The organism is Nitrosovibrio sp. Nv6 (genome assembly GCF_900110495.1).
Classification (GTDB): domain Bacteria; phylum Pseudomonadota; class Gammaproteobacteria; order Burkholderiales; family Nitrosomonadaceae; genus Nitrosospira.
Genome location: NZ_FODX01000005.1, coordinates 118,578 through 145,316, shown reverse-complemented (window position 1 = coordinate 145,316; position 26,739 = coordinate 118,578). Strand labels below are relative to the sequence as shown.

At 53.6% G+C, this 26,739-nt stretch carries 19 protein-coding genes; 9 read left to right on the top strand and 10 right to left on the bottom strand.

Annotated elements, in window-relative coordinates:
- Positions 1-179: 179 nt before the first annotated feature.
- The 3 genes from BMX66_RS11590 to BMX66_RS11580 are packed head-to-tail and all read right to left on the bottom strand — an operon-like array spanning position 180 to position 5,849.
- Positions 180-2,882, bottom strand: coding sequence for an MGH1-like glycoside hydrolase domain-containing protein (locus tag BMX66_RS11590; protein ID WP_090882333.1), 2,703 nt, complete (start codon positions 2,880-2,882; stop codon positions 180-182).
- Positions 2,879-4,993, bottom strand: coding sequence for an amylo-alpha-1,6-glucosidase (locus BMX66_RS11585; RefSeq protein ID WP_090882331.1), 2,115 nt, complete (start codon positions 4,991-4,993; stop codon positions 2,879-2,881). Before BMX66_RS11585 ends, BMX66_RS11590 begins: the two co-directional genes overlap by 4 nt.
- A 46-nt stretch (positions 4,994-5,039) precedes the next feature.
- Positions 5,040-5,849, bottom strand: coding sequence for an inositol monophosphatase family protein (locus BMX66_RS11580; RefSeq protein WP_090882329.1), 810 nt, complete (start codon positions 5,847-5,849; stop codon positions 5,040-5,042).
- A 38-nt stretch (positions 5,850-5,887) separates the two neighbouring features.
- On the opposite strand from BMX66_RS11580, the gene BMX66_RS11575 reads away from it, so the two are divergent.
- The 8 genes from BMX66_RS11575 (at position 5,888) to galU (ending at position 14,541) form a co-directional block, all read left to right on the top strand.
- Positions 5,888-6,691, top strand: a complete 804-nt coding sequence (locus tag BMX66_RS11575; protein ID WP_090882327.1) for an RNA methyltransferase — start codon at positions 5,888-5,890, stop codon at positions 6,689-6,691.
- A gap of 182 nt (positions 6,692-6,873) precedes the next feature.
- Positions 6,874-7,347, top strand: a complete 474-nt coding sequence (gene iscR, locus BMX66_RS11570) for a Fe-S cluster assembly transcriptional regulator IscR (protein WP_090882326.1) — start codon at positions 6,874-6,876, stop codon at positions 7,345-7,347.
- 77 nt (positions 7,348-7,424) lie between these two features.
- Positions 7,425-8,582: a cysteine desulfurase family protein gene (locus BMX66_RS11565; protein WP_090882324.1), complete on the top strand. Its 1,158-nt coding sequence runs from the start codon at positions 7,425-7,427 to the stop codon at positions 8,580-8,582.
- A 550-nt stretch (positions 8,583-9,132) separates the two neighbouring features.
- Entirely contained in the window at positions 9,133-9,834 is a 702-nt protein-coding gene (locus BMX66_RS11560) for an MlaA family lipoprotein (protein WP_090882323.1), read from the top strand.
- A 111-nt stretch (positions 9,835-9,945) separates the two neighbouring features.
- Entirely contained in the window at positions 9,946-10,353 is a 408-nt protein-coding gene (locus BMX66_RS11555; RefSeq protein WP_090882320.1) for a DUF4870 family protein, read from the top strand.
- 366 nt (positions 10,354-10,719) lie between these two features.
- Positions 10,720-11,499 carry a Crp/Fnr family transcriptional regulator gene (locus BMX66_RS11550; protein WP_090882318.1) on the top strand — a complete coding sequence of 260 codons (780 nt, stop codon included), beginning with the start codon at positions 10,720-10,722 and terminating at the stop codon, positions 11,497-11,499.
- Positions 11,500-11,815: 316 nt separating this feature from the next.
- A complete protein-coding gene (locus BMX66_RS11540; RefSeq protein ID WP_090882314.1) occupies positions 11,816-13,375 on the top strand; it encodes a cytochrome B6 in 1,560 nt (519 codons plus the stop codon).
- A 119-nt stretch (positions 13,376-13,494) separates the two neighbouring features.
- The gene (gene galU / locus BMX66_RS11535) at positions 13,495-14,541 is read left to right on the top strand and encodes a UTP--glucose-1-phosphate uridylyltransferase GalU (protein ID WP_090882312.1); all 1,047 of its coding nucleotides are present in this window, start codon (positions 13,495-13,497) and stop codon (positions 14,539-14,541) included.
- Positions 14,542-14,712: 171 nt separating this feature from the next.
- On the opposite strand, the gene asd is transcribed toward galU, so the two are convergent.
- From asd to BMX66_RS11510, 5 genes are all read right to left on the bottom strand, one after another.
- A complete protein-coding gene (gene asd, locus BMX66_RS11530) occupies positions 14,713-15,531 on the bottom strand; it encodes an archaetidylserine decarboxylase (RefSeq protein ID WP_090882310.1) in 819 nt (272 codons plus the stop codon).
- Between the two features lie 242 nt (positions 15,532-15,773).
- Entirely contained in the window at positions 15,774-17,612 is a 1,839-nt protein-coding gene (locus tag BMX66_RS11525; RefSeq protein WP_090882308.1) for an ABCB family ABC transporter ATP-binding protein/permease, read from the bottom strand.
- Positions 17,613-17,868: 256 nt separating this feature from the next.
- Positions 17,869-18,825, bottom strand: coding sequence for a CbbX protein (gene cbbX, locus BMX66_RS11520; RefSeq protein WP_177168782.1), 957 nt, complete (start codon positions 18,823-18,825; stop codon positions 17,869-17,871).
- Positions 18,826-19,007: 182 nt separating this feature from the next.
- Positions 19,008-19,442 carry a ribulose bisphosphate carboxylase small subunit gene (locus tag BMX66_RS11515; protein WP_090882304.1) on the bottom strand — a complete coding sequence of 145 codons (435 nt, stop codon included), beginning with the start codon at positions 19,440-19,442 and terminating at the stop codon, positions 19,008-19,010.
- Between the two features lie 23 nt (positions 19,443-19,465).
- On the bottom strand, positions 19,466-20,935 hold the full coding sequence (locus BMX66_RS11510; protein ID WP_177168781.1) for a ribulose-bisphosphate carboxylase large subunit: 1,470 nt from the start codon (positions 20,933-20,935) through the stop codon (positions 19,466-19,468).
- A 158-nt stretch (positions 20,936-21,093) separates the two neighbouring features.
- On the opposite strand from BMX66_RS11510, the gene BMX66_RS11505 reads away from it, so the two are divergent.
- The gene (locus BMX66_RS11505; RefSeq protein ID WP_090882300.1) at positions 21,094-22,026 is read left to right on the top strand and encodes a LysR family transcriptional regulator; all 933 of its coding nucleotides are present in this window, start codon (positions 21,094-21,096) and stop codon (positions 22,024-22,026) included.
- 203 nt (positions 22,027-22,229) lie between these two features.
- Here BMX66_RS11505 and BMX66_RS11500 read toward each other — a convergent pair whose 3' ends face one another.
- Both BMX66_RS11500 and BMX66_RS11495 read right to left on the bottom strand, forming a co-directional pair.
- Positions 22,230-25,412 (bottom strand): multidrug efflux RND transporter permease subunit, encoded by a 3,183-nt coding sequence (locus BMX66_RS11500; protein WP_090882298.1) that lies wholly within the window; start codon positions 25,410-25,412, stop codon positions 22,230-22,232.
- Entirely contained in the window at positions 25,409-26,650 is a 1,242-nt protein-coding gene (locus BMX66_RS11495; protein ID WP_090882296.1) for an efflux RND transporter periplasmic adaptor subunit, read from the bottom strand. The genes BMX66_RS11500 and BMX66_RS11495 overlap by 4 nt, the downstream gene beginning before the upstream one ends.
- Between the last annotated feature and the right edge of the window lie 89 nt (positions 26,651-26,739).

The following is a 26,739-nucleotide window of genomic DNA, read 5'->3' as shown; positions in this document are numbered from 1 at the left end:
CACGCGCGACAAACAACTTCTACTTATTGGAAAGGCTAAATACTCAACGAGGCCGAGATGGCAAAAGTTTGGGCTCAGCTATATTCCTAAAGGATGAAGGGTATCGGGAGTGGCGCTTAATTCCATAGCTGCGGTTGGGCCCTAGCACGGCTGGGTTGCCGAAATGATTCGTGCCTGTATTATGATTCCGATGGCTCGATTTTCGTCTGTTGCCTCCAGAATTCCGGGATATCAGATTGATACCGCCGTATCACCAGGTTTGCCACCAGCCCGCTCCAGCCGGTTTGATGGGATGCGCCCAGGCCCTGGCCCGTTTCGCCGTGAAAATATTCATGAAAAAGCAGCAGGTCGCGCCAGTACGGGTCGTTCTGGTGCGGGCTGTCTATAGGAAATGCCGGAATCAGGTCGGATTCGTCACGGCGGAAAATATCCGCAAGCCGGTCGGCAAGCATGTTGGCGGCATATTTGAGATTAATCTCGTATCCGTTCAGGCAGGGCGCCGGGAAAGTAAACGCATCGCCCAGGTAGCGATGCATTTTTTCGATGGCCTGAATCAACAGGTAGTTGGTTGGCATCCATACCGGTCCGCGCCAGTTTGAATTGCCGCCGAACAGACCCGTGTCGGATTCTCCCGGCACGTAACGGATGACGGCCTTGCCCATGCCAGGGATATGTTCGACACTTCGCTCCGTAGCATGGCGCTTGGAGACGCTGCGCACGCCGTATGGCGAAAAGAATTCTTCTTCGTTGAAAATACGCGGCAGCATTTTCACGAGCATGGAGGCGGTTACCAGCGACAACAAATGCTCGCCGCGCTCGTTGGTATCTACCGGGCAGGCGCATATGGCGCTTCCATCGAACATGCCACCTTTATGTTCCCAGAGTAGCGTCCTGAAACGTGTGCGGTTTGCGAGCAATCTTGCGTCCACTACCTCGCACGCAAACAGTGGAATGATGCCAACCCAGGAAAAGACATCAATACGATTTACGCTGCCGTCCGGATTGACCATGAGATCCTTGAAAAAGCCATCCACGTTGTCCCAAAGCGGCACGCACGCACCGGCGTGGCCGGCAATCGCGTTGCCAATCGCGAGGAACTGGCTGTAGCACTGGATGGCAATGCTTTCATAAGCAGGGTCTTCAATAGCGATTTCTAGGGCCATCACCGTAAGTTCCAGGGAAAACATCGCCATCCATCCGGTAGCATCAGCCTGCTTCAGCGAATAACCCGGAGGCAGAGACTGGGAGCGATCATATACAGAGATATTGTCCAGTCCGAGAAAACCGCCTTCGAAAACATTCATGCCGTCGGCATCATGCAGATTAATCCACCAGGTGTGATTCAACAGAAGCTTGTGCAGCACGCGTTTCAGAAAAGCGATGTCGCCTTTGCCGCGTTGCACGCGCTCCGCGCGAAACACCTTGAGAGCGCCCATAGCCTGCACCGGTGGGTTTACGTCATCGAATGCCCACTCATACGCAGGTATCTGACCGTTGGGGTGCAGATATTTTTCGTTCAGGAGCAGTTCGATTTGGTCCTTTGCGAAATCCACGTCAATGAGCGCAATCGCCGCACAATGGAAAGCCAGGTCCCAGGCGGCAAACCAGGGAAATTCCCAGGCATCCGGCATCGAGATTACATGGCTTGCCTTGAAATGACGCCAATTGTGGTTGCGGCCCCGCATCCTCGACGCGGGCGGCGTCATCCCGTCCCCTGTCAACCAGGCGGATACATCATAATGAAAGAACTGTTTGTTCCATATCATGCCCGCCAATGCCTGCCTCAGGATGCGGTGATCCTGGACGGTGGCTTCCGGCCGCAGCGCCTGGAAAAAAGCATCGGCTTCCGCGCGGCGTTGGACAAGAATCTGATCCTGACAGCTGAATGGCCGGGATCGGGGTGTGTCCGACAATACCAGATCGATTGCACCGGTCTGTCCTGGTCCAATCGTAAGTTTGTGAGCGGCGCCGAATTTGGTTCCCTCCCGGGCCGGATTTACCGCCGCAAGTTCTCCATCCACCAGGTAGCGATGAAATGCATCTTTGACATAAGGCCTGCTGTTGGGTATGTTCCACAACTGCGAACCGTTGCTCTCATTCTCGGTATAGAGGAGATCCGCCTGCTGCTGCCCGTAGAGATGATAGGTTCCCAGCGTGGGGTGCTCGGCCGCAACCTCCCACGCGGCGCCGCTTGTCGAGGGTATGTCATAAAGGCATGGCTTTTCGGTGTTTTCTTCAGACCATGACCATGTATTTCGAAACCAGAGTTGTGGGAGTAGCCACAATGTGGCCTCATCGGGGCTCCGGTTGCTGGCGAGGATGCGGATATGCAATTCCTCGGGCGACGCCTTGGCATAAAGAACCTCCACATCCCAGTAGTGCCCCTTGGCGAAAGCGCCGCTATCGATCAGACCAAACGGTGGATCCTGGCGAGAACGACGCGCGTTTTCTTCTATCAGCCGTGTATAAGGAAATGCGGACTGGGGATACTTATAGAGGTAATGAAGCCACGCATGCGAAGGGGTGGCATCAAGATAGAAATAGCATTCTTTCACATCTTCGCCGCGATTGCCCTGGTTCCCGGTGAGGCCGAAAGCACGCTCTTTTAGAATGGAATCCTTGCCGTTCCATAGCGCCAGCCCGAAACAGAGGCGCTGCTCCTTGTCCGAGATGCCGCCCAGGCCGTCCTCATTCCAGCGATAGGCGCGGGAGCGGGATTGATCGTGGTCAAAGTATTCCCATGCGTTGCCGTCCCGGCTGTAGTCCTCCCGAACCGTGCCCCAGGCGCGCTCTGACAAATACGGCCCCCACAAGCGCCAGTCTTCTTTTCCTTGCCGCTGGTTTTCCAGTCGCTGCCGTTCGGCGTGAGGTTGGATGGTCATTGACGTGACTCCTCTTCTTTTGCCATGCCTTCTCGCGCCCTCGGTCGGGCGCGTTCCAGTGCGACCCAAGCCTCCAGTACGCAGGCAACGCTCCATGCCTGTGATGGTGCGCCGCGAGGCGCATGAGGGGGTTCGCCGTCGAAAATTTCCGATATTGTGCCCAGCCCCGCATCCAACAGGTGATCATGGATAGGGGCAAGGCGGGATTGCGCCAACTCGGCATCGCCCGTAACGCGATACTCGGCCGTTGCATAATGGGGCAACAGCCAACTCCACACCGGTCCCTGATGATACGCTGAATCGCGCTCCCATACACCGCCTTCATAGCGCCCCCGATAGCCGGGATGTTCCGGTGCCAGTGAACGTAACCCGTAGGAGGTGAGCAGATGCCGCCGTGCCTCGGCCACTACCCGCGCCTGCGCCTGCGGTGTCAGGGCTGAATAGTGCAGCGTTACCGCGAGAATTTGATTCGGACGTATGTTTTCGTCATTGCCCGTGGGACCATCCAGCACGTCGTACAGCCCTCCTGCCGGTTTCAGGAAACGGGAAAATCCGGCTTTGGCCCGTTTAGCGAGTTTTTCAAATATTTCAGGGTCTTTTTTCAGCAAACGGCTGAACTTTGCCATGCACATGAGCGCGTTGAACCATAACGCATTGACCTCCACCGGTTTGCCATGGCGAGGCGTTACCACCCAGTCGCCCAGCTTGGCATCCATCCAGGTCAGCTGTATATCGGAGTCGCCCGCGCATAAGAGACCGTCACTGGAATCAATGCCGATACCGTGACGGGTGCCGCGCACATGCCAGCTCACCATCTCCTGGAGCATCGGATAAATTTCCTGCAATCCGGCTATATCATGGCTGACGGCAATATAGGCGCGCCACGCCTCGAAGTACCATAAGGCTCCATCGACAGTATTGTATTGCGGCTGGCCGCCATCGTCCGGGAACATGTTCGGCACCATGCCGCGATCGACAAAACCGGCCATGGTAGTAAGAATATTGCGCGCGGAAGCGTAACGCCCGGTGGTCAGCGTCAGCCCCGGCAACGCGATCAGTGTATCGCGCGCCCAATCGCTAAACCAGGGGTAGCCGGCGATAACCGATTCCTTCCGCTGCCCACATCGTCCTTGTTGTCGATCCTGTTCTTTTCCGTTCGGTCCCTTCTTTACTTCCCTTGCCGACACGGGCCGCACAATCGGAAAGCTGTTTGCGGCTATCACCAGTTGATGAACCCAGCTTGGCGCATTACGGAGTTCAGATGTTGACGTCAGGGCCGTCGTCAGCTGCGCGGCATCATGGGCGCGGCGACGATTCAGCATTTCAGAGCAATGTGGCGGGGGGTCAGTCGCAGGCGCCTCCGGCGTGGCCGACATCATAGCTACGAGACCGCTCCATTCGGTCCGCAATGGCAACCGCATATGCGCGGCGCAAAAATGTGAGTCGCGATCCGGAAGTCCACGCTCGCGCTCCCGGGGCAAGTCAAAGTCCTCAATCCAATGATGTCTGGCGAAGAGCTGGCCATCATGAGTATGAAAATGCAGTGTCGGCCCGCCAGCGCGGCGGACGCCGATATGATTGACATCGCCTTCGATTACGGGATTGAACTCGCCTGTACAGATTTCGCCGTGATGGTTGCGGCCGTTCACGAGCAGATCGATGCCGAGATGCACCGGGCGCTCCAGGGGATGGACCAGCCGCCACGCGATACAGGTCGTGTGCTGCTCCCGTTCCATCCAGACGCATTGTTCCAGGATCAGATCACCGATGGCAAACCGCCAGACCGGGATACTGCCGTCCAGCCGGAACGATTCAATGTGTACGAGTCCCTGTGGCTCGACCGCACCGCTGCCCCAGCAATTGGTAAATAGCGGCCAGCTGCGCCCATTGTCATGCAGCGTGGCGTCGGCCTTGGCGAAGACCAGAACGCGCCCCAGGGGAGGATTTGCGGGAGCAACCAGGAGGCCGTGATAACGGCGGGTCAGACATTGGGCAATTGTACCGCCGGCATATCCGCCGAGACCGTCTGCCAGCCACCATTCACGTCGACTCGCTTGCTCCAGATCACAGCAGATTGCACGACCGAAACGAACAAAATCTGGCGGCTCCATTTTGCTATTTCAACTTATTGGAAGCGAGTCGTCATCACCTGTGCCATCAATCTGTCTTCAATTCCTGCGTCAGATGCGGCGCAATGACCTGTAGCAGTTGGCCGAAGATTTTAGGGTTGCCGGCAAGCACATTGCCGGTCTGCAGATAGGTGGCGTTGCCTTCCATATCGCCTACCAGTCCACCCGCTTCTGTAATGAGCAGACACCCGGCCGCCATGTCCCAGGGGGACAGCCCAAACTCCCAGAAGCCGTCATAGCGCCCAGCCGCTACATAGGCAAGGTCCAGTGCGGCAGAGCCGGGACGGCGGATGCCGGCAGTTCGCGGCATGATGTCTTTGAACATGGCTAGGTAGGCTTCGGCATGAGTGAATTCACGAAACGGGAAACCGGTCCCGATCAGGCAGTCCGCGAGCTGGGCGCGCTTGCTTACGCGCAGACGATGATCATTCATATAAGCGCCTCGGCCACGGCTGGCGGTGAATAATTCGTTGGCAGAGGGATCGTATACAACTGCCTGGGATAGAACGTTTTTGTGCATCAGCCCGATGGATACCGAGTAATGCGGGAAGCCATGGAGAAAATTGGTCGTGCCGTCGAGCGGATCGATAATCCATTGGTATTCCGACTTGTCCGGATCGCCTTGAGCGCCGCTTTCTTCTGCTAAAATGGAGTGATTAGGATAGGCATCCAGCAGCGTCTCGATGATAGCGTCTTCCGCTGCCCCATCCACTTCACTGACAAAATCACTGTGCGCCTTGCGCGAGACGTGCAGCAAATCTAGGTTCTGCGCAGCACGGTTGATAATACCGCCAGCGCGACGCGCGGCTTTGACCGCAATGGTAAGCATGGGATGCATTGTTTTGGATTCAGAAGTGACGGACTGCAAATTTTAATATGAATCCTCCCCATCCGCTTGACAATGTCCGCGTGGTGTTAAGTCACACCAGTCATCCTGGCAACATTGGCGCTGCGGCGCGCGCAATGAAAACGATGGGCCTGGCGTCGCTCTATCTGGTAAATCCCAAGTTCTTTCCCGACAAGGAAGCCGAAAGACGCGCTGCCGGTGCGTGGGACGTCCTGAACAAAGCCAGGGTCTGCGCGGATCTGGATGAGGCTTTAAGCGGCACAATCCTGGCGGCAGCGGTTACGGCGCGTCCGCGCGATCTTTCGCATGAAGTTTTCGATGCCCGCCGGGGTGCAATGGAATTGCTCGAGCAGGCGCGCCAGAATCCGGTAGCGCTGGTTTTTGGCACGGAAATGTCCGGTCTCACCACCCTGGAAGTGAGCAAGTGCCAAATCGTTGTGCATATTCCCGCAAATCCGGCATATTCCTCTCTCAATCTTGCCAGTGCAGTGCAGTTGATGTCCTACGAACTGCGTATGGCGATGCCGGAAGCAGGGGAAGCGGGAGCATTTTCACCACGCGTTGGCACCGCTGGCGTGGCAGCCGGGTTCGACGAAATTGAATTACTCTGCCATCACCTGGAGCGGGTCGCGGTCAGCAGCGGCTTCCTGGATCCTCGGGAGCCGAAACGGCTGATGCAGCGGATTCGGCGGTTATTTGCCCGTGCACGGCTGGAAAAGGAGGAAGTCAATATATTGCGGGGGATTCTTGGCGCTTGTGAAAAACGAATGCGCCTGGATCACCCCGTGAAGGCCATTTCTTCAAGCGGTGCGACCGCGCCTGAATCCGAGTAAAAGCCCGGGAAAGTTGACGATAGTCAAGTTCGCGATCAAGTTCGGTCAATTCGATTCATTTTACCTCAACAAAATAGTTGACCAAAGTTGAAGGGATTTCTTATACTTGACCAACGTTGTCGGGTATTGGCCCGATATTCGGCAGATGTTAACCAGATACGAATTCTCATTGGGAGCGAAAAATGCGATTAACGACAAAGGGTCGTTTTGCGGTAACCGCGATGATTGATCTTGCATTGCATAGCGCGGAGGGGCCGGTTACGTTGGCAGGCATCAGCGAACGGCAGAAAATTTCCCTGTCTTACCTGGAACAACTTTTCGGAAAACTGCGGCGTAATAAACTGGTGGGCAGCGTGCGCGGTCCGGGCGGGGGCTACCGCTTGACAAAACCGATGAGCGAAGTGTCTGTAGTTGACATTATTCTTGCCGTGGATGAGCCAATTGATGCAACACAATGCGGTGGCAAGGAGAATTGCTACAATGACCAGCGCTGCATGACCCATAATTTATGGGCAAACCTTAATGCCAGGATACGGGATTATCTGGCGCTGGTTACGCTGGAGCAATTGGTGTCAAACCCCAAGGTGAAGGATATTGCCATATTGCAGGATATGAGAGCATGCAAACAGCCGGGGGAAACGGTTTTTCTGACTTGAGTGCTGACCGATGACAACGGCTGAATTATGATCCTCACGATGCACCCTGAATAAAATGGCGCTCGCCGGGGGAAAAAATGACTTACGCTTATTTTGACCATAATGCCACAACTGCTGTCGATGATGCAGTGCTGGATGCGATGTTGCCGTATTTTCAGAAAGAGTATGGCAATGCCTCCAGCCGCCATGCACTTGGTATAGCGGCTCGCCGTGCGGTCAACCAGGCACGCGAGCAGGTAGCGGATTCGGTCGGGGCGCAACCGGCACAGGTGGTTTTTACCAGTGGCGGATCGGAGGCCAACAATCTGTTCATCCAGGGGGCGGCAGGGTATCTGAAACCGGCGCAAATTGCCGTGAGCTCGGTTGAGCATCCTTGCGTAATGCGGTCGGCTCAGGAATTGGCGCGCAATTCGCGGGGGAGCTGGAAGTTGCGCCGATTGGCGGTAGATAACCAGGGTCAGGTCGACCTGGGCGATCTTGATAATGCGATGCTGGAGCAGCAGTCCGGGCTGGTATCGGTAATGCTGGCAAATAACGAAACGGGCGTCATTCAGGATGTGGCGGCGATCGCCCAAAAAGCCCGGGCATACGGCGCGTGGGTGCACACCGACGCGGTGCAGGCGTTTGGTAAAATCCCGGCGGATTTTGCCTCTCTCAACGTACATGCCATGACCTTATCCGGTCACAAGATCTACGGACCCAAGGGGGCGGCGGCGCTGATCATAGACAAGCGGCTATTGCTCAAACCCCTTATCTATGGTGGTGGGCATGAGAACGGATTGCGCTCGGGTACCGAAAATGTTCCCGCCATTGTGGGACTGGGCGTAGCCTGCGGATTAGCCAAAGCACGATTGACGGAAAGGACTACCCGAATTTTGGCGATGCGTTCGCAACTGGAGCAGGGTTTGATCGGGATGGGCGCGGTTATTTTTGGACTTGGGGCGCCGCGTTTGCCCAATACCTGCTATTTCGCATTGGCGGGCATTGAAGGCGATACGCTGGTGGTTCGTCTCGACAAAGCGGGTTTCGCAGTAGCAAGCGGCGCCGCTTGCTCCAGTGTGAATCCCGGCCGAAGCCACGTGCTGGAAGCGATGGGAATAGACCCGACGCTGACGCGCTGTGCCGTGCGAGTAAGCCTGGGTAGCGATAACTCACCGGCACAGGTGGAGAATTTTCTCAGGGCCGTGGGCAGTGTGGCACAGGAATTGAAACGAATAAGCATGCTGGCCATTTGAGAATCAGGGCATTTATGTCGGGACGCCCTGATGGGTTTGAGGCTCAAGCATTAACCGGCGTAAAGCGATCCCCATGTTCTCCGCATATAACATCACGTGGCCAGTACTCCCGCAGTCAATTTCTTTGAAACAGGACAGATAGTTACTTCTGCGCCGCCCGGCTTGGGATATTGCCTGAGTGCAGGCCGAGTGCAGGCCTGTTCCCCGCCATCGTTCCGAGGATTGCCATAGTATCGGTATCGCAATTTTTTTGACGGTTTCAGATAGGCGGCTGGAGTAAAGCATACCAGTCATTCGGCTAACGGTTGCACTGCGGCTTCACTCATCTATGCAAGCGTCAAACCGGAAAATACTGCCGTCGCAGAAGAATCTTGTCCGTTATCTTCGCAATTATGTTTATACTTCTCATCTGGGAATCGACGCGTCGCTGATTCTGAAGCTCAAGTGAATCCATCGTGCCATTTTTACTTATTATTCAATCGTGAGACAAAACAATTCAACGGCCGTCCTGTTATTGGTATGCGCGGTTTTGCTTTCGGGTTGCGCTACTATGCGCCCGCATGAGCAGAGCACAGATTCGACGGATCCAATCGATCCGTATGAGAATATCAATCGTAAGTTCTACACGTTCACCGATGTAGTCGATCGGAAAATCGTGGAGCCGGTTGCTGAGTGGTATATGGACTATGTGCCCGACCGGATGCAGCGCTCTATCGGACACTTTTATGACAATCTTCAGTATCCCAATGTAATCCTGAATGACTTCCTGCAGGGCAAAGTGCGCCAGGGATTCCAGGACACCCTGCGCTTCGTTGTCAATTCGACCATTGGCGGCGTTGGTCTTTTCGATATGGCCTCGCCCATGGGTTTGGCGCAACACGACGAAGACTTCGGACAAACGCTGGGAGTGTGGGGCGTCGATGCAAACACTTATGTATTTGTTCCTTTGCTTGGGCCCAGCAGCAACCGGGACGTGCCAGGCATTCCTGTCACCGTGTTCACCAATGTTCTCTTTTATGTCGGTATTTATGCGATCGGCGCTCCCGTTACGGTACCCCTTTCCATTCTTGGTGTCGTAGACAAACGGGCCAGGCTGTCCGGGCCCATGCGCATTCGCGATGAGGCCGCGCTGGAGCCTTATCTATTCGTGCGCGACGCTTATTTGCAACAGCGTAAGCATTTGATCTATGACGGCAGTCCTCCACCGGAGGTTTACGATGATCCCGCGGAGGAAGAAGCACCGGATCAGTAGATGTAAAAAGAATGGGTGAGGCCAGAACGGGCCATAACCCGTCCCATTATTCCATCGTTATAAAACTGAAATCCTCGCGGCTATAGCTGCCAAAGATTGAAGGGTACAAATATGAACGAACCCGACTCGCGAGTTGTGTCTGTCGTTCCTCCCGCCGGTCTCGTTCGCCTCACGCATATCATTTACCTGTTACATGGTTTCAGCGTCCTGATGGGGATGCTGGGGCCAGCCCTTATCATTACCACATTTCTCACCGGCTGGCCTTCAATCATTGCTGTAATCCTTAACTACGTTAAGCGCAGCGATGTGCGCGGCACTTATCTCGACTCCCATTTTGGCTGGCAAATACGCACATTCTGGTACACATTGTTTTGGCTGGTCATTGCGGCAATGCTCTTCGCGACAGTCATTGGTATCATATTTGCATATATCCTTGCGGTGGGCGCAGGTGTATGGGTGATTTACCGCATTGTGCGCGGCTGGACGGCGCTCAACGACAGCAACCCTATGCCCCTTTGAACCCTGACATTCCTGTCAGCGCAATAGTTCTGCACGTCTCTCAGCGTTTCCCGTAAGTCATCCAGGCACACAGACTGTTTGTCCAGCTTTCAGCTCTAATCGGCCATTCAAGCCTTCGCTGTCCTCGCGCCATCCAAACCTGACTTTTTATTAATCCGGTTGCGGAGCTGTCTTTGCCCCTATGTGTGCCGCCGAACAGAACAGTGCGGCCCTGCTGATTAGAATCGTTGAACTTGGGTTTCCAATAGCAGGAATGATGGCTGGGAAGATATGAGCCCAAGAACATCGATCTATCGCGAGACGTGACGTATAGGCATCGATGTATGAGCATATCTTTTTCAAAGCAAACTCGATATTGAGCTCGTCATGCCTCCACCCCACAGTGCAAAGCTGAACAGAATACTTGCAGCACTCCCTCTTGCAAGTTATACACGGTTGTTGCCCCTTCTTGAATTTGTGCCTATGCCGGCAGGTCACGTGATTTACGAGCCCGACCTGCCCATCAGGCATCTGTATTTTCCAACGACCTCAATTGTCGCCCGCTTGTACGAGACGGAAAGCGGCGCGTGCACGCAGACTGGAATCATAGGCAATGAGGGCGTAGCTGGCATTTCCGTTCTTTTTGGCGCCGAGAACAGTCTTGCGCGCATGGTGGTGCAGAGCTCGGGTAGTGCATTTCGCATTAAAGCAGATCTGTTAAAAAGGGAATTCGAGTTGGGCGGGGAGTTGCAGCATCTACTTCTGCGCTTTGCTCATGCGCTGATGATCCAGACGGAGCAGATAGCCGTTTCCAATCGATATCATACCGTGGACCAGCAGCTGAGTTATCTCTTGCTGATGAGTCTGGATCGACTGCCAGGCAATGAACTTCACATAACGCATGAGCAGGTCGGAATAATGCTGGGAGTGCGCCGGGAAAGCGTAACAGTGGCTGCGCACAAGCTACAAACGGCCGGGGCGATTCGTTGCAGGCGAGGGCACCTCGCAGTGGTGGACCGTCGACAGCTGGAAGCCAGCGCGGGCGAGAACTATGCGGTCGTAAAAAAGGAATACGAGCGCTTGGATGTTTATTGTTCAGTGGCTGCTGCTGGTTCTGGCGAGCCTCCGACAAAAGAATTCAAGAGATTTTTTCAGTCAAGCAGGTAAGAAAATGCGTTCCCCGGACATGACGTTGGGGCATTGGGAGGAACCTTCGGGAAATGCGCAGAACCAGGCCGTTATTCAAAAACAAATCTCCAGAGACGAATATTCGTGTCTAGTGTGCGCTTTCGAACAGACCCGGTTTATGTTCCATGAAAAACTAGACGCCGCTCAGTCAACGAACACCATGACAAATACCATAAGTAAACGGAACCAACCTGGCCGATATGGGCTGAAAGGGATTAGCTGAATCAGTGGGTGATCTGAAAAAAAGCGAGCATAAGAACTTCGACTTGTTCGCGCTTAAAAACGGAGATCTATCATGAAAAAAGTGAATTTCCTGATACTGGGTTTGGTATGCATCAGCTTAAGCGCGGGAATGAATAGTGCCATTGGCCAAACTGGCCAAAGCGGAAGCGAAAGGAGCATGCACCCGGCCAGCGGGCAATCGCGGGATGCTATTACCGACGCTCAAACCGTCCGTCAAACCGAAATTACACGGCCCGAGCAGAAAAAAACCGAGCACGACCGATCCAGCGTCTTTGCCGCCCCGAATGCAATGCCTTCTTCACCTGCTTTTGAAAATCAGCCCGACGACGGAAAGATACTTGGGTTTGATTTTTATCGTGACCCCCTGAATGCCAAGAAGCCGATGCAAACTTTCGAAGAGATCATGAAAGCGGACGTGGCCGACCGTCCCCAGGTCATGAAGACTCAGCATGAGTTGCTGCTCCGGCGCTACGATTTAACCCCACGGCTTGATCGGGAAGCGAAAATGTCGCGCGGTAAACCGTTGGCGGTTGGACCCACCGCACGTTTGGCGTCGGGAACAAGCTGGCAAAAATTAGCCGATATGTCTCCGGCAGAAATACGCAGTAAAAACCTATTTCCGTATCCCTCCCTGCCACATCCGAAACAGGCCCCGGGGGGACAGGTTTTTCCTCAAGTCCAAACCAAAATGTTTCCCCGGTTGGAGCGATTTGACGTCGAATTCGATTTGCCAGAAGCGTTCCTGCCGGAGTTTCCCCCGGCAATTTTTCTTCAGAACCGGCCTGAACTAGGGGATGTTTCTCGAGGCGAGGTTGTCTCGATCAACAATTTTTACCGTCTCTTCAAGGACATCCTCACGCCAGTACAGCTGGATGGCTTCAGAATGCTGCTTACTCCTTTCCCGCAAGAGGAATTCAATCCTACGGATGACCGTAAAAGCACTCAGCCCAGCCTGGGTGTTACTTGTCTCGATTGCCATGTAAATGGTCATACGACTGGGCAGTTCCATCTCAATCCCGATATCAGGCCGGAGGAGCGGCGTTTTCGGCTGGATACAACCAGCTTGCGCGGAATGTATAACCAGCAGATTCATGGTTCAAAGCGCAGCTTGCGTTCAGTGGAGGATTTCACCGAGTTTGAATTTCGGACGGCCTATTTCAACGGCGATCCAATTCACGCGATGAAGAAGGGTTTTACGATTTTTGATCGAATTCACGTAAGCCATATGGCGCAGCTTCAAAATATGTTCGATTTTCCGCCCGCACCCAAACTGGATACGCAGGGCAGGCTTGATACGGCTAAAGCAACCCCAAGGGAACTTCGCGGTGAGAAAGTTTTTTTCGGAAAAGGCAAGTGTGCAAGCTGCCATCAGCCGCCCGCTTTCCTTGACCACCAAATGCACGACCTGAAACTCGAACGTTTCCTCAACGAGCCAGGGGACGGGCCAATGAAGACGTTTACACTGCGCGGCATTAAAGACAGCCCCCCTTATCTGCACGACGGCCGTTTGCTAACGCTCGAGGATACCGTCGAATTTTTCAATCTGGTACTACAGCTCAAGCTTACGGATGAGGAAAAGTCCGATCTTGTGGCTTATATGCGGCAACTTTAGTTAACGGAAAAATTGGAGTTTGTATGTGGAATCAAACTCATTCGAATGGACCATCCGTAGAGTTCCTATGGTGTGGTACAAATTATCAATGTAAAACGAAATAATCAGGGAGAGTAGTCATGAGCATTTCCGCCACATCTGCAACTGCAAACCGAAAAGAAGTACGGCCGCTCAGCGGGGCGTCCTCAATTCGCAAATCCACACGAGCGGTGCGTAAAGCAGTGTTCCCCGTCGCCGGCCTGGGTACTCGTTTCCTGCCTGCGACCAAGGCGGTAGCCAAGGAAATGCTTCCCATTGTAGACAAGCCCCTGATTCAGTATGCCGTTGATGAAGCAGCCGCCGCAGGTATTGAAGAGATCATTTTCATAACCCACCGCAGCAAGCGATCCATTGAGGACCATCTTCATCGAGCGGTGGAACTGGAAAACGAACTGGCATCGCAAGGAAAGCACGCTTCATTGAAAATGTTGCGGCAGCTGACACCAGGCGGCATCCATTTCAGCTTTGTCCGCCAGGAAGAGCCCAAGGGCTTGGGGCATGCTATTTATTGCGCACGGCACCTGATTGGCAACGAACCTTTCGCCGTACTGCTCCCGGACGATCTGATTGACGGTCAGCCTTCCGTACTGGCGCAGATGATTTCTCAATACGAGCAAACACCGGCCAGTCTCGTCGCTGTCAGGCAGGTATCCCGAGAGGATACACGCCGTTATGGGATTGTGGATGCTGTCGGCGGGGATACCGGGAGCCGCACCATGAAAATTCGCAGTTTGGTTGAAAAGCCTTCTCCCGAAGCAGCGCCTTCTACCATGGCTATCATAGGACGCTATATTCTTTCACCCGCCATTTTTGAGTGCATCGCAAACCTGGATCCGGGAACAGGAGGAGAAATTCAACTGACAGACGCGATATCCCGTCTTCTCAAACTGGAGCCCGTGATGGCCTTCCATTACGAAGGCAGGCACTATGATTGCGGCAGCAAGGTGGGCTTTCTGGAGGCAACGGTAGCGTACGGACTGCAGCATGCCGAGGTGGGCAAGGAATTTCGGGAGATATTATTGCGAGTGGGACGACAACTTGCCGACGAAACTCCTTGTCCGTTGGAATTCACCGACAATACAGCCGATGATACGCCTCCGGTTAGATTGAAGAGTGCCTTAGCCTGATAAAAAAATGCTCAGCGGGTATTGAATTGCACGAGTTACAGCGGTAACCGGGAGGCTGTTGGTATTCGCGATCGGCTGCGAATTGTCTTGGATACTTGATTTATTCAGAGATTTGCTACCGTTGGACAGTGCGACGTGTTTAAGTTGACCTACTGAAAGTAGATATGACTTCTAGTTATTATGGTCGTCTGCTTTCATGGCCATCATCTCGCCGAAGCGGACATTTCGATTGGGCGCCCAAAGCGGGTTGAACACTAAACTGTTTTTGGGAAATAACGCTACAACCGTTGAGCCTAGTTGAAACCGTCCCATTTCATCGCCTTTCCTGAACACCAGATCTTGTGAATCGTATCGCCACTCGCGGACCTCGCGAGCATCCTCGGAATCCCGGGGATTAACCACACCATGCCATACCGTAGATACGCTGCCTACGATCGTGGCGCCGACCAGTGCCAATACAAACGGGCCACTTTCCGATTCAAATACACAGATCACGCGTTCGTTTCGAGCAAAAAGGGCGGGAACGCCGCGGACAGTTCGTGGATTAACGGAGAACAACGCTCCTGGAACATGAATCATGCGAGTGAGGCGGCCATCACATGGCATATGAACGCGATGGTAGTCTTTAGGGCTTAAATACACCGTCGCAAAACTGCCGCCCTGGAATTTCTCAGCCAGTTTGATGTCGCCTCCTACCAGCGCAACAGCGGAGTAATTGTGCCCTTTAGCCTGAAAAATTTGATCGCCTGAAATGATGCCGAGTTGGCTTATCGTTCCATCCGCAGGAGAAATATAATCTGCTTGAGCGATAGGGCGTCTGTCCAAAAGCAGCGCCCTGGTAAAAAAATCATTAAAAGTCCGGTAACTCCGAATATCAGGATTCACGGCTTCATCCATATTCACGCCGTAATGCGCGACGAACCGTCGAATGATAAAGGTAGTGATGGGGCCTGCCTCCGCATTGGCAACCTGTCCCGCAAATACCGTCATGGCCTGTTTAGGCAGCAGGTATTGAGGGAAAACGGAAAAAGAAGCAGCTAGCACATTAAATACCTGAAGCAAAAAAGAGATAAATTATATTACGGCGGCCTGATTAAGTCTCGATAAAGCCACGCATATTTTTCGCACAATGCCCCGAATGATTTCGGCGATGGCGCAACACCTCATTATCCTGTTGAAACCCTTGCTATCCAGCGCAAAACAAATCTGTTCAACCCGATTTCATATTCTCCCTAGTCTTTCGCTGTTGCAGTTTCCAGGTTATACCCGCTGTTGTCCAATAGTTGCAGCCGGGTTTGCTCTTCCTGCTGTTGTAGCTTCCACATATAAGTGTAGGCTCCTTTCGCCGCAAGGAGTTCCCGGTGGGCGCCTCGTTCGATAATGCGGCCTTTGTCCATAACCAGAATCTCGTCGGCATCGACTATGGTGGACAGGCGGTGGGCAATGGTCAGGGTCGTGCGATTCGCGGCCACACGCTTGAGCTCTGTTTGAATGGCTTTTTCCGACTCGGAGTCCAATGCTGAAGTGGCCTCGTCAAAGATAAGGATCTTGGGGTTTTTCAGGATTGCGCGGGCGATGGCAACACGTTGTTTTTCTCCCCCGGAGAGCTTTAACCCGCGTTCTCCCACGGGAGTTTCATACTCATCTGGCAGACTGACGATAAAATCGTGAAGGTGAGCCGACCTCGCAGCTTCGATTACCTCCTCGCGGGTTGCGTCAGGACGTCCGTAGGCTATATTGTAATAAATGCTGTCGTTAAACAGGACCGAGTCCTGGGGAACGATACCGATAGTTGCGCGCAGGCTCTTCTGTGTCACGTCTCTGATGTCCTGTCCGTTTATCAGAATACAGCCGCTGGTGACATCATAGAAGCGAAACAACAGGCGCGCCAACGTTGATTTGCCGGATCCACTATGCCCGACCACAGCGATATTGCCACCCGGCGGGATATCAAATCCTACATCAAACAGAATCTGGCGATTAGGCTCGTAGCTAAAATTGACTTCCTCGAAACGAACTGCCGCATTGCCCGGGATGAGATCGCGAGCGCCTGGTTTATCTCTTATCTCCTCATGCTCCGCCAGTAAATTGAACATTTTTTCCATGTCAGCCAACGAATGCTTGATTTCGCGATAAACGAACCCAAGAAAATGCAAAGGCATATAAAGTTGCAGCATGAAAGTATTGACCAGCACCAGATCGCCAAGCGACATCGTGCCTTTGATCACACCATCAGCCGCCAGCCACAGCAGTAACGTTACACCTATCGCAATAATGGCGCTCTGTCCGGAGTTAAGTGCGGCGAGTGAAGTCTGGTTGCGCACGGCAGCGATTTCCCATTTCTCCATGTGCTCATCGTAGCGCCGCGCTTCCCATGACTCATTTCCGAAATATTTGACCGTCTCATAGTTCAGCAAGCTATCAATAGCCTGGGTGTTGGCTTTCGAGTCCATGTCGTTCATGGTTCGGCGGAAAATCATGCGCCATTCTGTGACGATGAGCGTGAGCGCAATATAGGCCGCCAGCGTGACAAAGATGATCACCGAGAACCAGATGTCGTACCGGGAAATCAGAATAGCGGCGACCAGACCGATTTCCAGCAAAGTCGGCAGGATATTGAACAGCATGAAATTAAGCAGGAAGGAAATACCGCGCGTCCCGCGCTCGATATCGCGCGATACGCCGCCGGTCTGGCGCTGCAGGTGGAAGCGCAGCGATAACGCGTGCAAGTGGCCAAACACCTTAATGGCCACTCGCCGGATTGCGCGCTGCGTCACCTTGGCAAACACGGCGTCCCGCAACTCGCCGAACAGCGTGCTGCACAGGCGCAATATGCCGTAACCGGCAAGCAGCAGAACTGGCAGAACCATCATGGCACGCGGACGATCGAGGGCATCGATAATCTCTTTCAGAATCAGTGGTACGGTGACATTCGCGAGCTTGGCCATCACCAGCAGTGCAAGTGCGAGTACCACCCTGCCTTTAAATTCCCATAGATAGGGCAGCAGGGAACGAATGGTTCGCCAGTCATTGCGATTAGCCGAAGGTTTTTCCAGGCGGGTGGGGCGCATCAGTTAATTTCCAATCGATATACATCGGTACTGAAAGCAGTATAACGTGCGATCGCTTAACCGCGCCTTACAGGTTGTTAACTACCGATGAGCCAACCGTCTGCAATAAAAATGGGCGCCCGGTTCCGGGCGCCCATCAGACGAAAACCTCACAACAATCCGGGTTAACAAGAAAAACCGGGGCCGGATTGTTCAGATGAGTCAGGAAGGGATATTTGGATGCTCTTATGAACTGGGGTTTTGAGTAATTGCACGATCAGCCGGCTGCTGATGCATGGTTCGCGCCCTCGTCGCCATCCAGATCAACCGCGCCCTCTTTGAATACGCGGCTCGCGCGGATGTCTTCGGCTTCGATGGTCATCAGGTCGGTTCGCGAGAGGTTCTTTTTTGCTCCCTCGAACAACCGATTGGCCTGCCGCAACCGCGCCCGATCAAGGGCATTGCGGACCGACCGGGCATTGGCGAAATGTTCCATTTTCATTCTTAGCCGGATATATTCGCCAAAAGCTTTTTCACCCTCAGGGCTGAAGCGGTAATTCTGGGCAGCCAGCATGAGTTTGGCTATAGCAACCAATTCATCGGCACTGTAGTCGGGAAAGTCGATATGATGGGCGATACGTGAACGCATGCCAGGATTACTGCGGAAGAACTTTTCCATACGGTCTTTGTAGCCTGCAAGAATTACAACCAGATCTTCCCGATTGTTTTCCATTGTCTGCAACAAGATTTCTATCGATTCCGCGCCATAATCGCGCTCGTTCTCGGGCTTGTAGAGGTAATAGGCCTCATCGATGAAAAGCACTCCACCCATCGCTTTCTTCAGCACCTCCTTGGTCTTTGGTGCAGTATGGCCGATATATTGACCCACCAGATCGTCGCGCGTAACGGAAACAAGATGTCCTTCACGCACGTAACCCAGGCGGTGCAGGATCTCGGACATGCGTAGCGCCACTGTGGTCTTTCCGGTGCCCGGGTTGCCGGTAAAACTCATGTGCAGGCTTGGCGCTCCGGCGGTCAGATCCAGTTTCTTGCGCACGCGGTCGACCAGCAATAGCGCTGCGGTCTCGCGAATGCGAGTTTTTACAGGTTTCAAGCCGATCAATTCAAGATCAAGCTTATCCAGTACTTCCTTGATATTGGAAGCGCGAAATTCCGCGTCCAGATCAATTGAACTGCTATCGGATGGGACAGGTTCGTTTGGATGTTTTTTCACGTTTGATCCACACAATTAAGCACATTGTATTAAACATGCATTACTTTATTTTGATTTAACAGGACACGAGGGTTGTCCCGCAAGTTCAGGATGGGGCGCAGGTGAATGCAAGCAGCATTCAATCATCGTTCACCTGCGCCCCGGATCGCTCCCCGTCCCTAGAAGGGATGGGGAAGGCCCGATTAATACCTTTCGGCTTCGGGTTTGTCCGTTGCGTAGGAATGAATGGTGTAACGAATGCTACGGCCTTCCACTTCCTGGCGTACCAATCCAAAGCCCGGTTCTGTCTTCGGACGATTGACGATATAAGACATCGTCGGACTTTCCACGCCGCGCGTCGAGTTAAACGCGGTTACCCGGATATAATGGCTCGGGTACGTTTTGCGGCAGTCATTGATCTCCGCCAGGATGCCGGCAGGATCTTTCAGATCGAACATCGGATTGCCGAACATTTCCCAATAAGTATTGCGTGGATGCGGATCGTCAGTGTATTCGATACCTATCGCCCAGCCATTCTTCAACGCATACTTGATTTGCGCCGAGATTTGCTTATCCGTCAGCGGAGGCAGAAAAGAGAACTGCCCCTGCGTGAGGCGGTTTCCTATATTGGTCATCATAATTATTTTCTCCTTGGTGTGTGTTAGACGCTGGCCGTGGTCGATGGCACGAAATCAGCAGTGTCAGTGGATTCGTAATTGAAGGTTATATCCTTCCATGTTTCCAGCGCCTGTTTGAGCGGTGTGCACCACTTGGCGGCATCCTCCAGAATCTGGGGGCCTTCTTTCACGTAGTCGCGGCCTTCATTACGTGCCATTACCATCGCTTCCAGCGCGACACGATTGGCAACCGCGCCGGCTTGTATGCCCATCGGGTGGCCGATGGTGCCGCCGCCAAATTGCAATATCACGTCTTCGCCGAGATAATCCAGCAATTGGTGCATCTGGCCGGCATGAATGCCGCCCGAAGCAACCGGCATAACCTTGTTCAGCGAAGCCCAGTCCTGATCAAAGAACAGGCCGGTTTCGAGACTTACCGGAGTGTGCGGTTCGCGCAGAGTATCGTAGAAGCCCTTGATCATAAGCGGATCGCCTTCCAGTTTGCCTACGACCGTGCCCGCGTGAATGTGATCCACGCCTGCCATCCGCATCCATTTGCAGATCACGCGGAAGTTCATTCCATGGTTTTTCTGGCGGGAGTAGGTCGAGTTGCCAGCGCGGTGCAAGTGCAGAATCATGTCGTTCTTGCGCGCCCATTTTGCCATCGACTGAATTGCGGTGTAGCCGATCACCAAGTCAATCATGATGATGACGGAGCCAAGCGACTTGGCGAATTCCGCCCGCTCGTACATGTCTTCCATGGTGCCCGCGGTTACATTCAGATAGTGACCCTTGACTTCGCCGGTAGCGGCGGAAGCCTTGTTAACTGCCTCCATACAGTACAGGAACCGGTCGCGCCAGTGCATGAAGGGTTGCGAATTGATGTTCTCGTCGTCTTTCATGAAGTCGAGACCGCCCTTGAGTCCTTCATATACCACGCGGCCATAGTTGCGGCCGGAGAGACCCAATTTCGGTTTCGTCGTCGCGCCCAGCAGCGGTCTGCCGAATTTGTCGAGGCGCTCACGCTCCACAACGACGCCGGTTGCGGGACCCTGGAAAGTTTTTAGGTAAGCTACCGGGATGCGCATGTCTTCCAGACGCAGCGCTTTAACGGCTTTGAAACCGAATACATTGCCAATGATTGAGGCGGTCAGGTTGGCGATGGAACCCGCTTCGAACAGATCCAGATCATAGGCAATGTAGGCGAAATACTGGGCTTCGGTCTTGGTGCCGGGCCCGGTATTGGGCACCAGTTCAGAACGATAGGCCTTGGCGCGATAAAGTTCGCAGGCAGTCAGCCGGTCTGTCCATACCACGGTCCAGGTTGCGGTGGAAGATTCGCCTGCGACAGCGGCGGCGGCCTCCTCATGATCTACCCCTGGCTGGGGTGTGATGCGGAACAAGGCGATGACATCGGTATCCTTGGGCACATAATCGGAATCCCAGTAGCCCATTTTCTTGTACGGAATTACGCCGGATTTATAGCGTTCCTTGCCTTTGATTTCTTGACTCATGACAGTTCTCCTCATAGGGGTAGATAAAGGTACTACGCAAAAGATTGTAGCGAGAATTACCATAAATAACAGTCACGTGTTTTGATTGTTATGATAGTATTTTGCTTATAGATGACTCAAAAGTGGAAATCCGGAATCGAATCCGGGCAGGAACGGCCATGCTGCATGTCACCCTGAGACAGCTAAAAGTTTTCGAATCAGTTGCTCGCAACCTGAGTTTCTCGCGCGCTGCGGAAGAACTCTATCTGACCCAGCCCGCGGTGTCGATGCAAATCAAGCAATTAGAAGACAACATTGATTTGCCCCTCTTCGAACAAATAGGCAAGAAAATCTATCTGACCGATGCCGGGCATGAACTTTACCATTATAGCCGGGCAATCTCCCAGCAATTGGCAGATATGGAACTGGCGCTTGACGAGTTGAAAGGTCTGGAACGAGGCAAACTCAATATCTCGGTGGTCAGTACCGCCAACTATTTCGCCCCACATTTATTAGCCAAGTTTTGCCAGCGCTATAGCGGAGTTACCGTAAGCCTTAATGTATCCAACCGGGAAACCGTGCTAAAGCATCTGGCCGATAACGTGACAGACCTTGCCATCATGGGCCAGCCACCGGATGGCCTGGATATCGCCACTGAATCATTCATGGAAAACCCGCTGGTGGTGATTGCTCCGCCAGATCACCCATTATGCTCGGCTCGCCGGATCCCCGTGAAAAGACTGGAACAGGAAACCTTTCTGGTACGTGAACCCGGTTCGGGCACTCGCAGTGCAATGGAACGTTTTTTTTCCGCGCATCATATCCACATTAACAAGGGCATGGAAACCGATACCAATGAAGCCATCAAACAAGCAGTGCAGGCGGGAATGGGGCTCGGGATCATGTCACTGCACACCGCTGAGCTGGAGCTGGAGACCAAGCGGCTCAAGATTCTCGACGTGCAGGATTTTCCGATCATACGCCATTGGCACATCGTGCATCGGAAAAACAAGCGTCTTTCCAGCGTGGCACAGGCGTTCAGGGAGTTCCTGCTGAAAGAGGCTCCCGGACTGATGCCAGGAATAAAGGAGCGAAAGATCGAAGAAGTATAATTTTTAAATTTTCCCCTTCCCCATGTTCTTCGAACACATGGCACATAACGCCTCTATCATACATCGAAGATTATTTCCCACCTGAACTCTCAGCGATGAAGGACAGCTATCCGCGCGGATGCCCGTGGTGGTCGAACCGCGGTTCAGCCGGCAATTGAAGGAAGGGCTTGGGAATAACAGTAATTTACGGATACTGCTTTCGATTATTCTTCTGTGGTTGAAGACGGCTCGCTTTCCATAATCTGCCGAGTTTCAGCCACTGAACTCTTCTTTTCTTTGAACCGTCGTCCGATCTTTCCGATCACAACAAAAAAAAGCGGTACAAAGAAGATAGCTAGAAATGTGGCCGCGAGCATTCCCCCGAACACTCCGGTCCCGATGGAATTCCGGCTGGCCGCACCCGCTCCGGAAGCCACCACAAGGGGAAATACGCCGAGGATAAAGGCCATGGAGGTCATGATGATGGGCCGGAATCGAAGACGCGCCGCTTCGAGCGCAGCGTCGGTTAAGGGCTCACCCGCGGCGTATCGTTGATTGGCAAACTCGACGATCAGGATCGCATTTTTGGCGGCCAGTCCGATCAGCGTCACCAGCCCGATTTGAAAGTAGATATCATTGCTCAGCCCCCGCGTCCAGATCGCCAGCAATGCGCCTAAAATCCCGAAGGGTATCGCGAGAATGACAGCGAACGGAATGGACCAGCTTTCGTAAAGGGCGGCCAGCACCAGAAAGACCATGAGTATGGCAAAGGCAAATACTAGAACGGACTGGCCTCCAGCCTTGCTTTCCTGAAACGATATTCCGCTCCAATCGATCTCATAACCCCGAGGAGTCAGGACCTCATTGGCTATCTGCTCCAGCGCTTCAAGCGCTTGTCCTGAGCTATACCCTGGTGCGGCGCCCCCCAGCACGAGCGCAGTATTGAATCCGTTGAAATGCGTGACGGGGTCGGGTCCGCTGGTAAATTCCGTGGTGACGACCGAATCCAGTGGAATCATGGTATGTTCTGTGCCGCTCCGAGCCCGCACATATATCTTGCTGATATCGCTCGGACTGGATCGGTATTCCGGCAAGGCCTCTGTTTGAACGCGATAGATACGTCCGAATTTTACAAAATCGTTCACATACAGATTCCCGAAATAAGCCTGCATGGTGTCAAAGACTTCAGAAATTGGCACACCCAGCGCTTTGGCGCGCTCGCGGTCCACCGTCGCATATAGACGGGGGGCGCTCACACGGAAATTGGTACCGGCAGCCGCGATTGCGGGGTGTTCCATAGCCTTGGTTACGAATTCCTCAGCCGCAGCGGCGAACTCCGCGAAATCACCACCGCTGGGGTCTTGCAATTGCAGGGAAAAACCACCCGTGGAGCCCAGACCCCTGATGGAAGGGGCATTGAAGGCCAGGATCAAGGCCTCGGGGATTTTGGCAAATTCCTGAAAGGCCGCCGCAATAAGCCCCTGAACTTGTTCACCGGTGTTCTGTCGCGTATCCCAATGTTGCAACGGCACGAACATGGTCGCCTGATTCGCGCCCCGGGTGCCAAATACGAAGTTTTGCCCAGCCAGGGCATCAGTCGAATGGACTGCGGAAATTGATTTGAAGTAACTTTCTATTTTACGCAGAACCTCTATTGTGCGCGCTTTGGAAGCGCCGTCCGGCAGCTGGACAACGGTAATAAAATAGCCCTGATCTTCTTCTGGAAGGAAACTGCCCGGAATGGTTTTGAACAGACCAAGGATGACGAATATCAGCATTCCGAAGATGACCAGAGCAATCGCCGATCGTTTCAGAATGGTTCCGACAGCTCCGGCATAACGGGCCTGCATCCAGTCAAACGACCGGTTGAACATTTTCCAGAACCCTATTGGTTCGCCGTGGCCTGGCTTGAGAACCAGGGCGCAGAGAGCAGGGCTGAGGGTGAGTGCCACGAACCCTGAAATGGCGACAGACAGGGCAATGGTAATCGCAAATTGTTTATACAGCTCGCCGGTAATTCCACCCAAGAATGCGACCGGCACAAACACAGCAGCCAGAACAAGGACGATCGCTATCACCGGCCCGGCTACTTCGTCCATGGCCTTTTTAGCTGCGTCCCTCGGCGAAAGCCCTCCCTTGGTCATATGCCGCTCAACATTCTCCACGACAACAATCGCATCATCCACTACGATGCCGATGGCCAGGACCATGCCGAACAGCGTTAGTGTGTTGATTGAAAATCCCAGCGCTTCCATGCCCGCCAGGGTTCCAATGAGCGAAATGGGAACAGCGACTGCCGGAATAAGCGTCGCGCGCCAACTCTGCAGAAAAACAAAGACGACCAGAATGACCAGGAGTGTTGCTTCAACAAGCGTCTTTATGACCTCCTTGATGGAGACATCAATAAAAGTGGTGGTGTCGTAGGGGATATCGTAGGAAACGCCGGTTGGAAAACTTTTGGCCAGTTTGTCCATTTCCTGGCGGACCCGTTGGACCGTATCGAGCGCGTTGGCTCCGGGCGAAAGAAAGGTCAATAGAAACGTATTGGGCTTTCCATTCCATCGTCCTTCAAGATCGTAGGATTGGGCGCCCAATTCCACCCGCGCGACATCCCGCATGCGCACCATGGACCCATCCGGATAAGCTCGAACGATCATGTCCTCAAATTCGTGGACCTCGCTCATCCGGCCGCGTGTAATTACTGGAATAGTGAGTTCCGTACCGTGAGGCGTGGGTTCGCGGCCTACCCTGCCGGCTGGAAAATCCCTATTCTGCTCGCGAACCACGGCCGCAATTTCCGTCGGCGTAAGGTCGAGCTGTGCCATACGGACAGGATCGAGGATCAGCCGCATGGAGTAGTTCTGAGCGCCAAAGATGATGGCGTCTCCAACACCAGGAAGACGCTTGACGCTATCAAGAATTCGGAGCAGGGCGTAGTTGGAGAGAAAAACGGTATCATGCCGGGGATCGGTAGAGCTCAGCGCAATGACCGACAGCATATCCGGCGACATTTTTTTCACAGTTATACCCTGGCGAATAACTTCGTCAGGCAATTGAGGTTCGGCAAGACGTTGCCGGTTCTGTGCCTGGACCTGCGCGATATCCACATCGGTGCCGATTTCAAATGTGAGCCTCATCGTCATGTGCCCATCGTTTGTGCTCGTGGAGTCGTAGTAAAGAAGGTTATCGATACCGGGAAGCTGAACCTCTATCGGACGTGCGACGGCTTCCGCGACAACTTCTGCGCTGGCGCCGGGATAGTCCGCTTCAATCTGCACCATTGGTGGCGTGATTTGCGGAAATTGCGCGATCGGCAGGTTCTTTAAAGAGACCAGACCGACCACCACAATAACGATCGACAGGACTGATGCGAAAATTGGACGATCGATAAAAAAATGGGAATTCATGGCGCCTTCTGCGTGATTTTTTCCCCCGCAGGACTATCCGGGGCAGTAGCATCCCCATTCTGATATGGAATAGCATTCACTTGAACGCCTGGCTGAATTCGGTGAAAGCCTTCCACGACTACCCGTTCTCCTGGACGAAGGCCATCTTCGATCAACCACTCCTTCTCATGCCATGTGCTGGCCCGAATCGGGCGAAGCTCCGCTTTGTCCTCCTTGTCGATCACATAGACAAATGATCCCTTGGGTCCCTGTTGAACGGCCCGTTGAGGGATGAGGATAGCGTCAGTCCGGATGTAGCCCTTTAGACGAACCTTGACGAACTGTCCCGGATAAAAATAGGATTTCCCGGGAGAAAAGCCCCCTTCCGGATTGGGAAAGGTAAACCTTGCCTGTAACATGCCTGTCTCGGACCGCAAGGTGACATCGGCAAAATCCAGTATCCCTTCCTCTGGATATACAGTCCCATCGGAGAAGGTCATCACCCCATGTAGTTGAAAAATATCCGGCCTCTGCACTCTATGCTCGGCGAGTTCCCGGCGCCGCCGGAGGAGGTAGCTTTCGGGAACATTCACGTTTACATACATGGGATCCAGTTGATCGATGGTGGTCAAGAGGGTTGTCTGAGCCGAGACCAGGCGCCCCTCGTAGAAATGGCTGCGACCGATCCGGCCATTCACTGGAGCGGTGATCAGGGTGTTGTCCAGATCAAATTTCGCCTTGATCAGTTCGCTTTGGGCAGCTTCAAGCGTGGCTTTGGCTCCCAGCATTTCAGCGACGGCGTCATCAACGTTTTTCTGGCTGACGGCTTGTTCCTCAAGAAGTGGCTTCACACGAGCGAGTTCCTGCTCTGCCTGGACAAGCCGGGCCTGAGCCTGGGCCACTCTCGCTTTACCGCTGAGATAGACGGCTTTGAATGGCACAGGGTCGATGAGGTACAACCGGTCGTTTTTTTTGACGTTCCGGCCTTCCGTAAAATAGACTTCCTTGATAATTCCGGTAACCTGCGGGCGAATCTCCACAGGGCGAAAGGCCTCCGTCTGCCCGATAAACTCCGGTTCGTCCGGGACCGTTTGAGCAGTCACAGTAATGACTTCCACCTGAGGGACAGGTGGAGGAGGAGCAGGTGCTTTCTCTGAACAGCCAGCAAGCAGAATCAGGGATAGCCCGGCACTCATGCGAGTAATGGCGGTTCCATTTCGAATGGCTAACGTTATTAACCATTGGGCAGTCGGGTTCATATGCTTGGCTCTTGGGCTATTCCATAAAAAGGAAGGAGTATCCGGCATAGCGAATACGGCAATCAGGGTACGTCGTAAATTCCGCGTTC

Bases quoted from the DNA above. Each gene is read 5' to 3' on its own strand.
- BMX66_RS11580 (WP_090882329.1), bottom strand. From the start codon at position 5,849: ATGCATCCCATGCTTACCATTGCGGTCAAAGCCGCGCGTCGCGCTGGC.
- BMX66_RS11555 (WP_090882320.1), top strand. From the start codon at position 9,946: ATGAACGAACCCGACTCGCGAGTTGTGTCTGTCGTTCCTCCCGCCGGT.
- BMX66_RS11515 (WP_090882304.1), bottom strand. From the start codon at position 19,442: ATGATGACCAATATAGGAAACCGCCTCACGCAGGGGCAGTTCTCTTTT.
- BMX66_RS11495 (WP_090882296.1), bottom strand. From the start codon at position 26,650: ATGAACCCGACTGCCCAATGGTTAATAACGTTAGCCATTCGAAATGGA.
- galU (WP_090882312.1), top strand. From the start codon at position 13,495: ATGAGCATTTCCGCCACATCTGCAACTGCAAACCGAAAAGAAGTACGG.
- BMX66_RS11525 (WP_090882308.1), bottom strand. From the start codon at position 17,612: ATGCGCCCCACCCGCCTGGAAAAACCTTCGGCTAATCGCAATGACTGG.
- BMX66_RS11560 (WP_090882323.1), top strand. From the start codon at position 9,133: ATGCGCCCGCATGAGCAGAGCACAGATTCGACGGATCCAATCGATCCG.
- asd (WP_090882310.1), bottom strand. From the start codon at position 15,531: ATGACGGTATTTGCGGGACAGGTTGCCAATGCGGAGGCAGGCCCCATC.
- iscR (WP_090882326.1), top strand. From the start codon at position 6,874: ATGCGATTAACGACAAAGGGTCGTTTTGCGGTAACCGCGATGATTGAT.
- BMX66_RS11550 (WP_090882318.1), top strand. From the start codon at position 10,720: ATGCCTCCACCCCACAGTGCAAAGCTGAACAGAATACTTGCAGCACTC.
- BMX66_RS11585 (WP_090882331.1), bottom strand. From the start codon at position 4,993: ATGGAGCCGCCAGATTTTGTTCGTTTCGGTCGTGCAATCTGCTGTGAT.
- BMX66_RS11510 (WP_177168781.1), bottom strand. From the start codon at position 20,935: ATGAGTCAAGAAATCAAAGGCAAGGAACGCTATAAATCCGGCGTAATT.
- BMX66_RS11565 (WP_090882324.1), top strand. From the start codon at position 7,425: ATGACTTACGCTTATTTTGACCATAATGCCACAACTGCTGTCGATGAT.
- BMX66_RS11540 (WP_090882314.1), top strand. From the start codon at position 11,816: ATGAAAAAAGTGAATTTCCTGATACTGGGTTTGGTATGCATCAGCTTA.
- BMX66_RS11590 (WP_090882333.1), bottom strand. From the start codon at position 2,882: ATGACCATCCAACCTCACGCCGAACGGCAGCGACTGGAAAACCAGCGG.
- BMX66_RS11505 (WP_090882300.1), top strand. From the start codon at position 21,094: ATGCTGCATGTCACCCTGAGACAGCTAAAAGTTTTCGAATCAGTTGCT.
- BMX66_RS11575 (WP_090882327.1), top strand. From the start codon at position 5,888: ATGAATCCTCCCCATCCGCTTGACAATGTCCGCGTGGTGTTAAGTCAC.
- BMX66_RS11500 (WP_090882298.1), bottom strand. From the start codon at position 25,412: ATGAATTCCCATTTTTTTATCGATCGTCCAATTTTCGCATCAGTCCTG.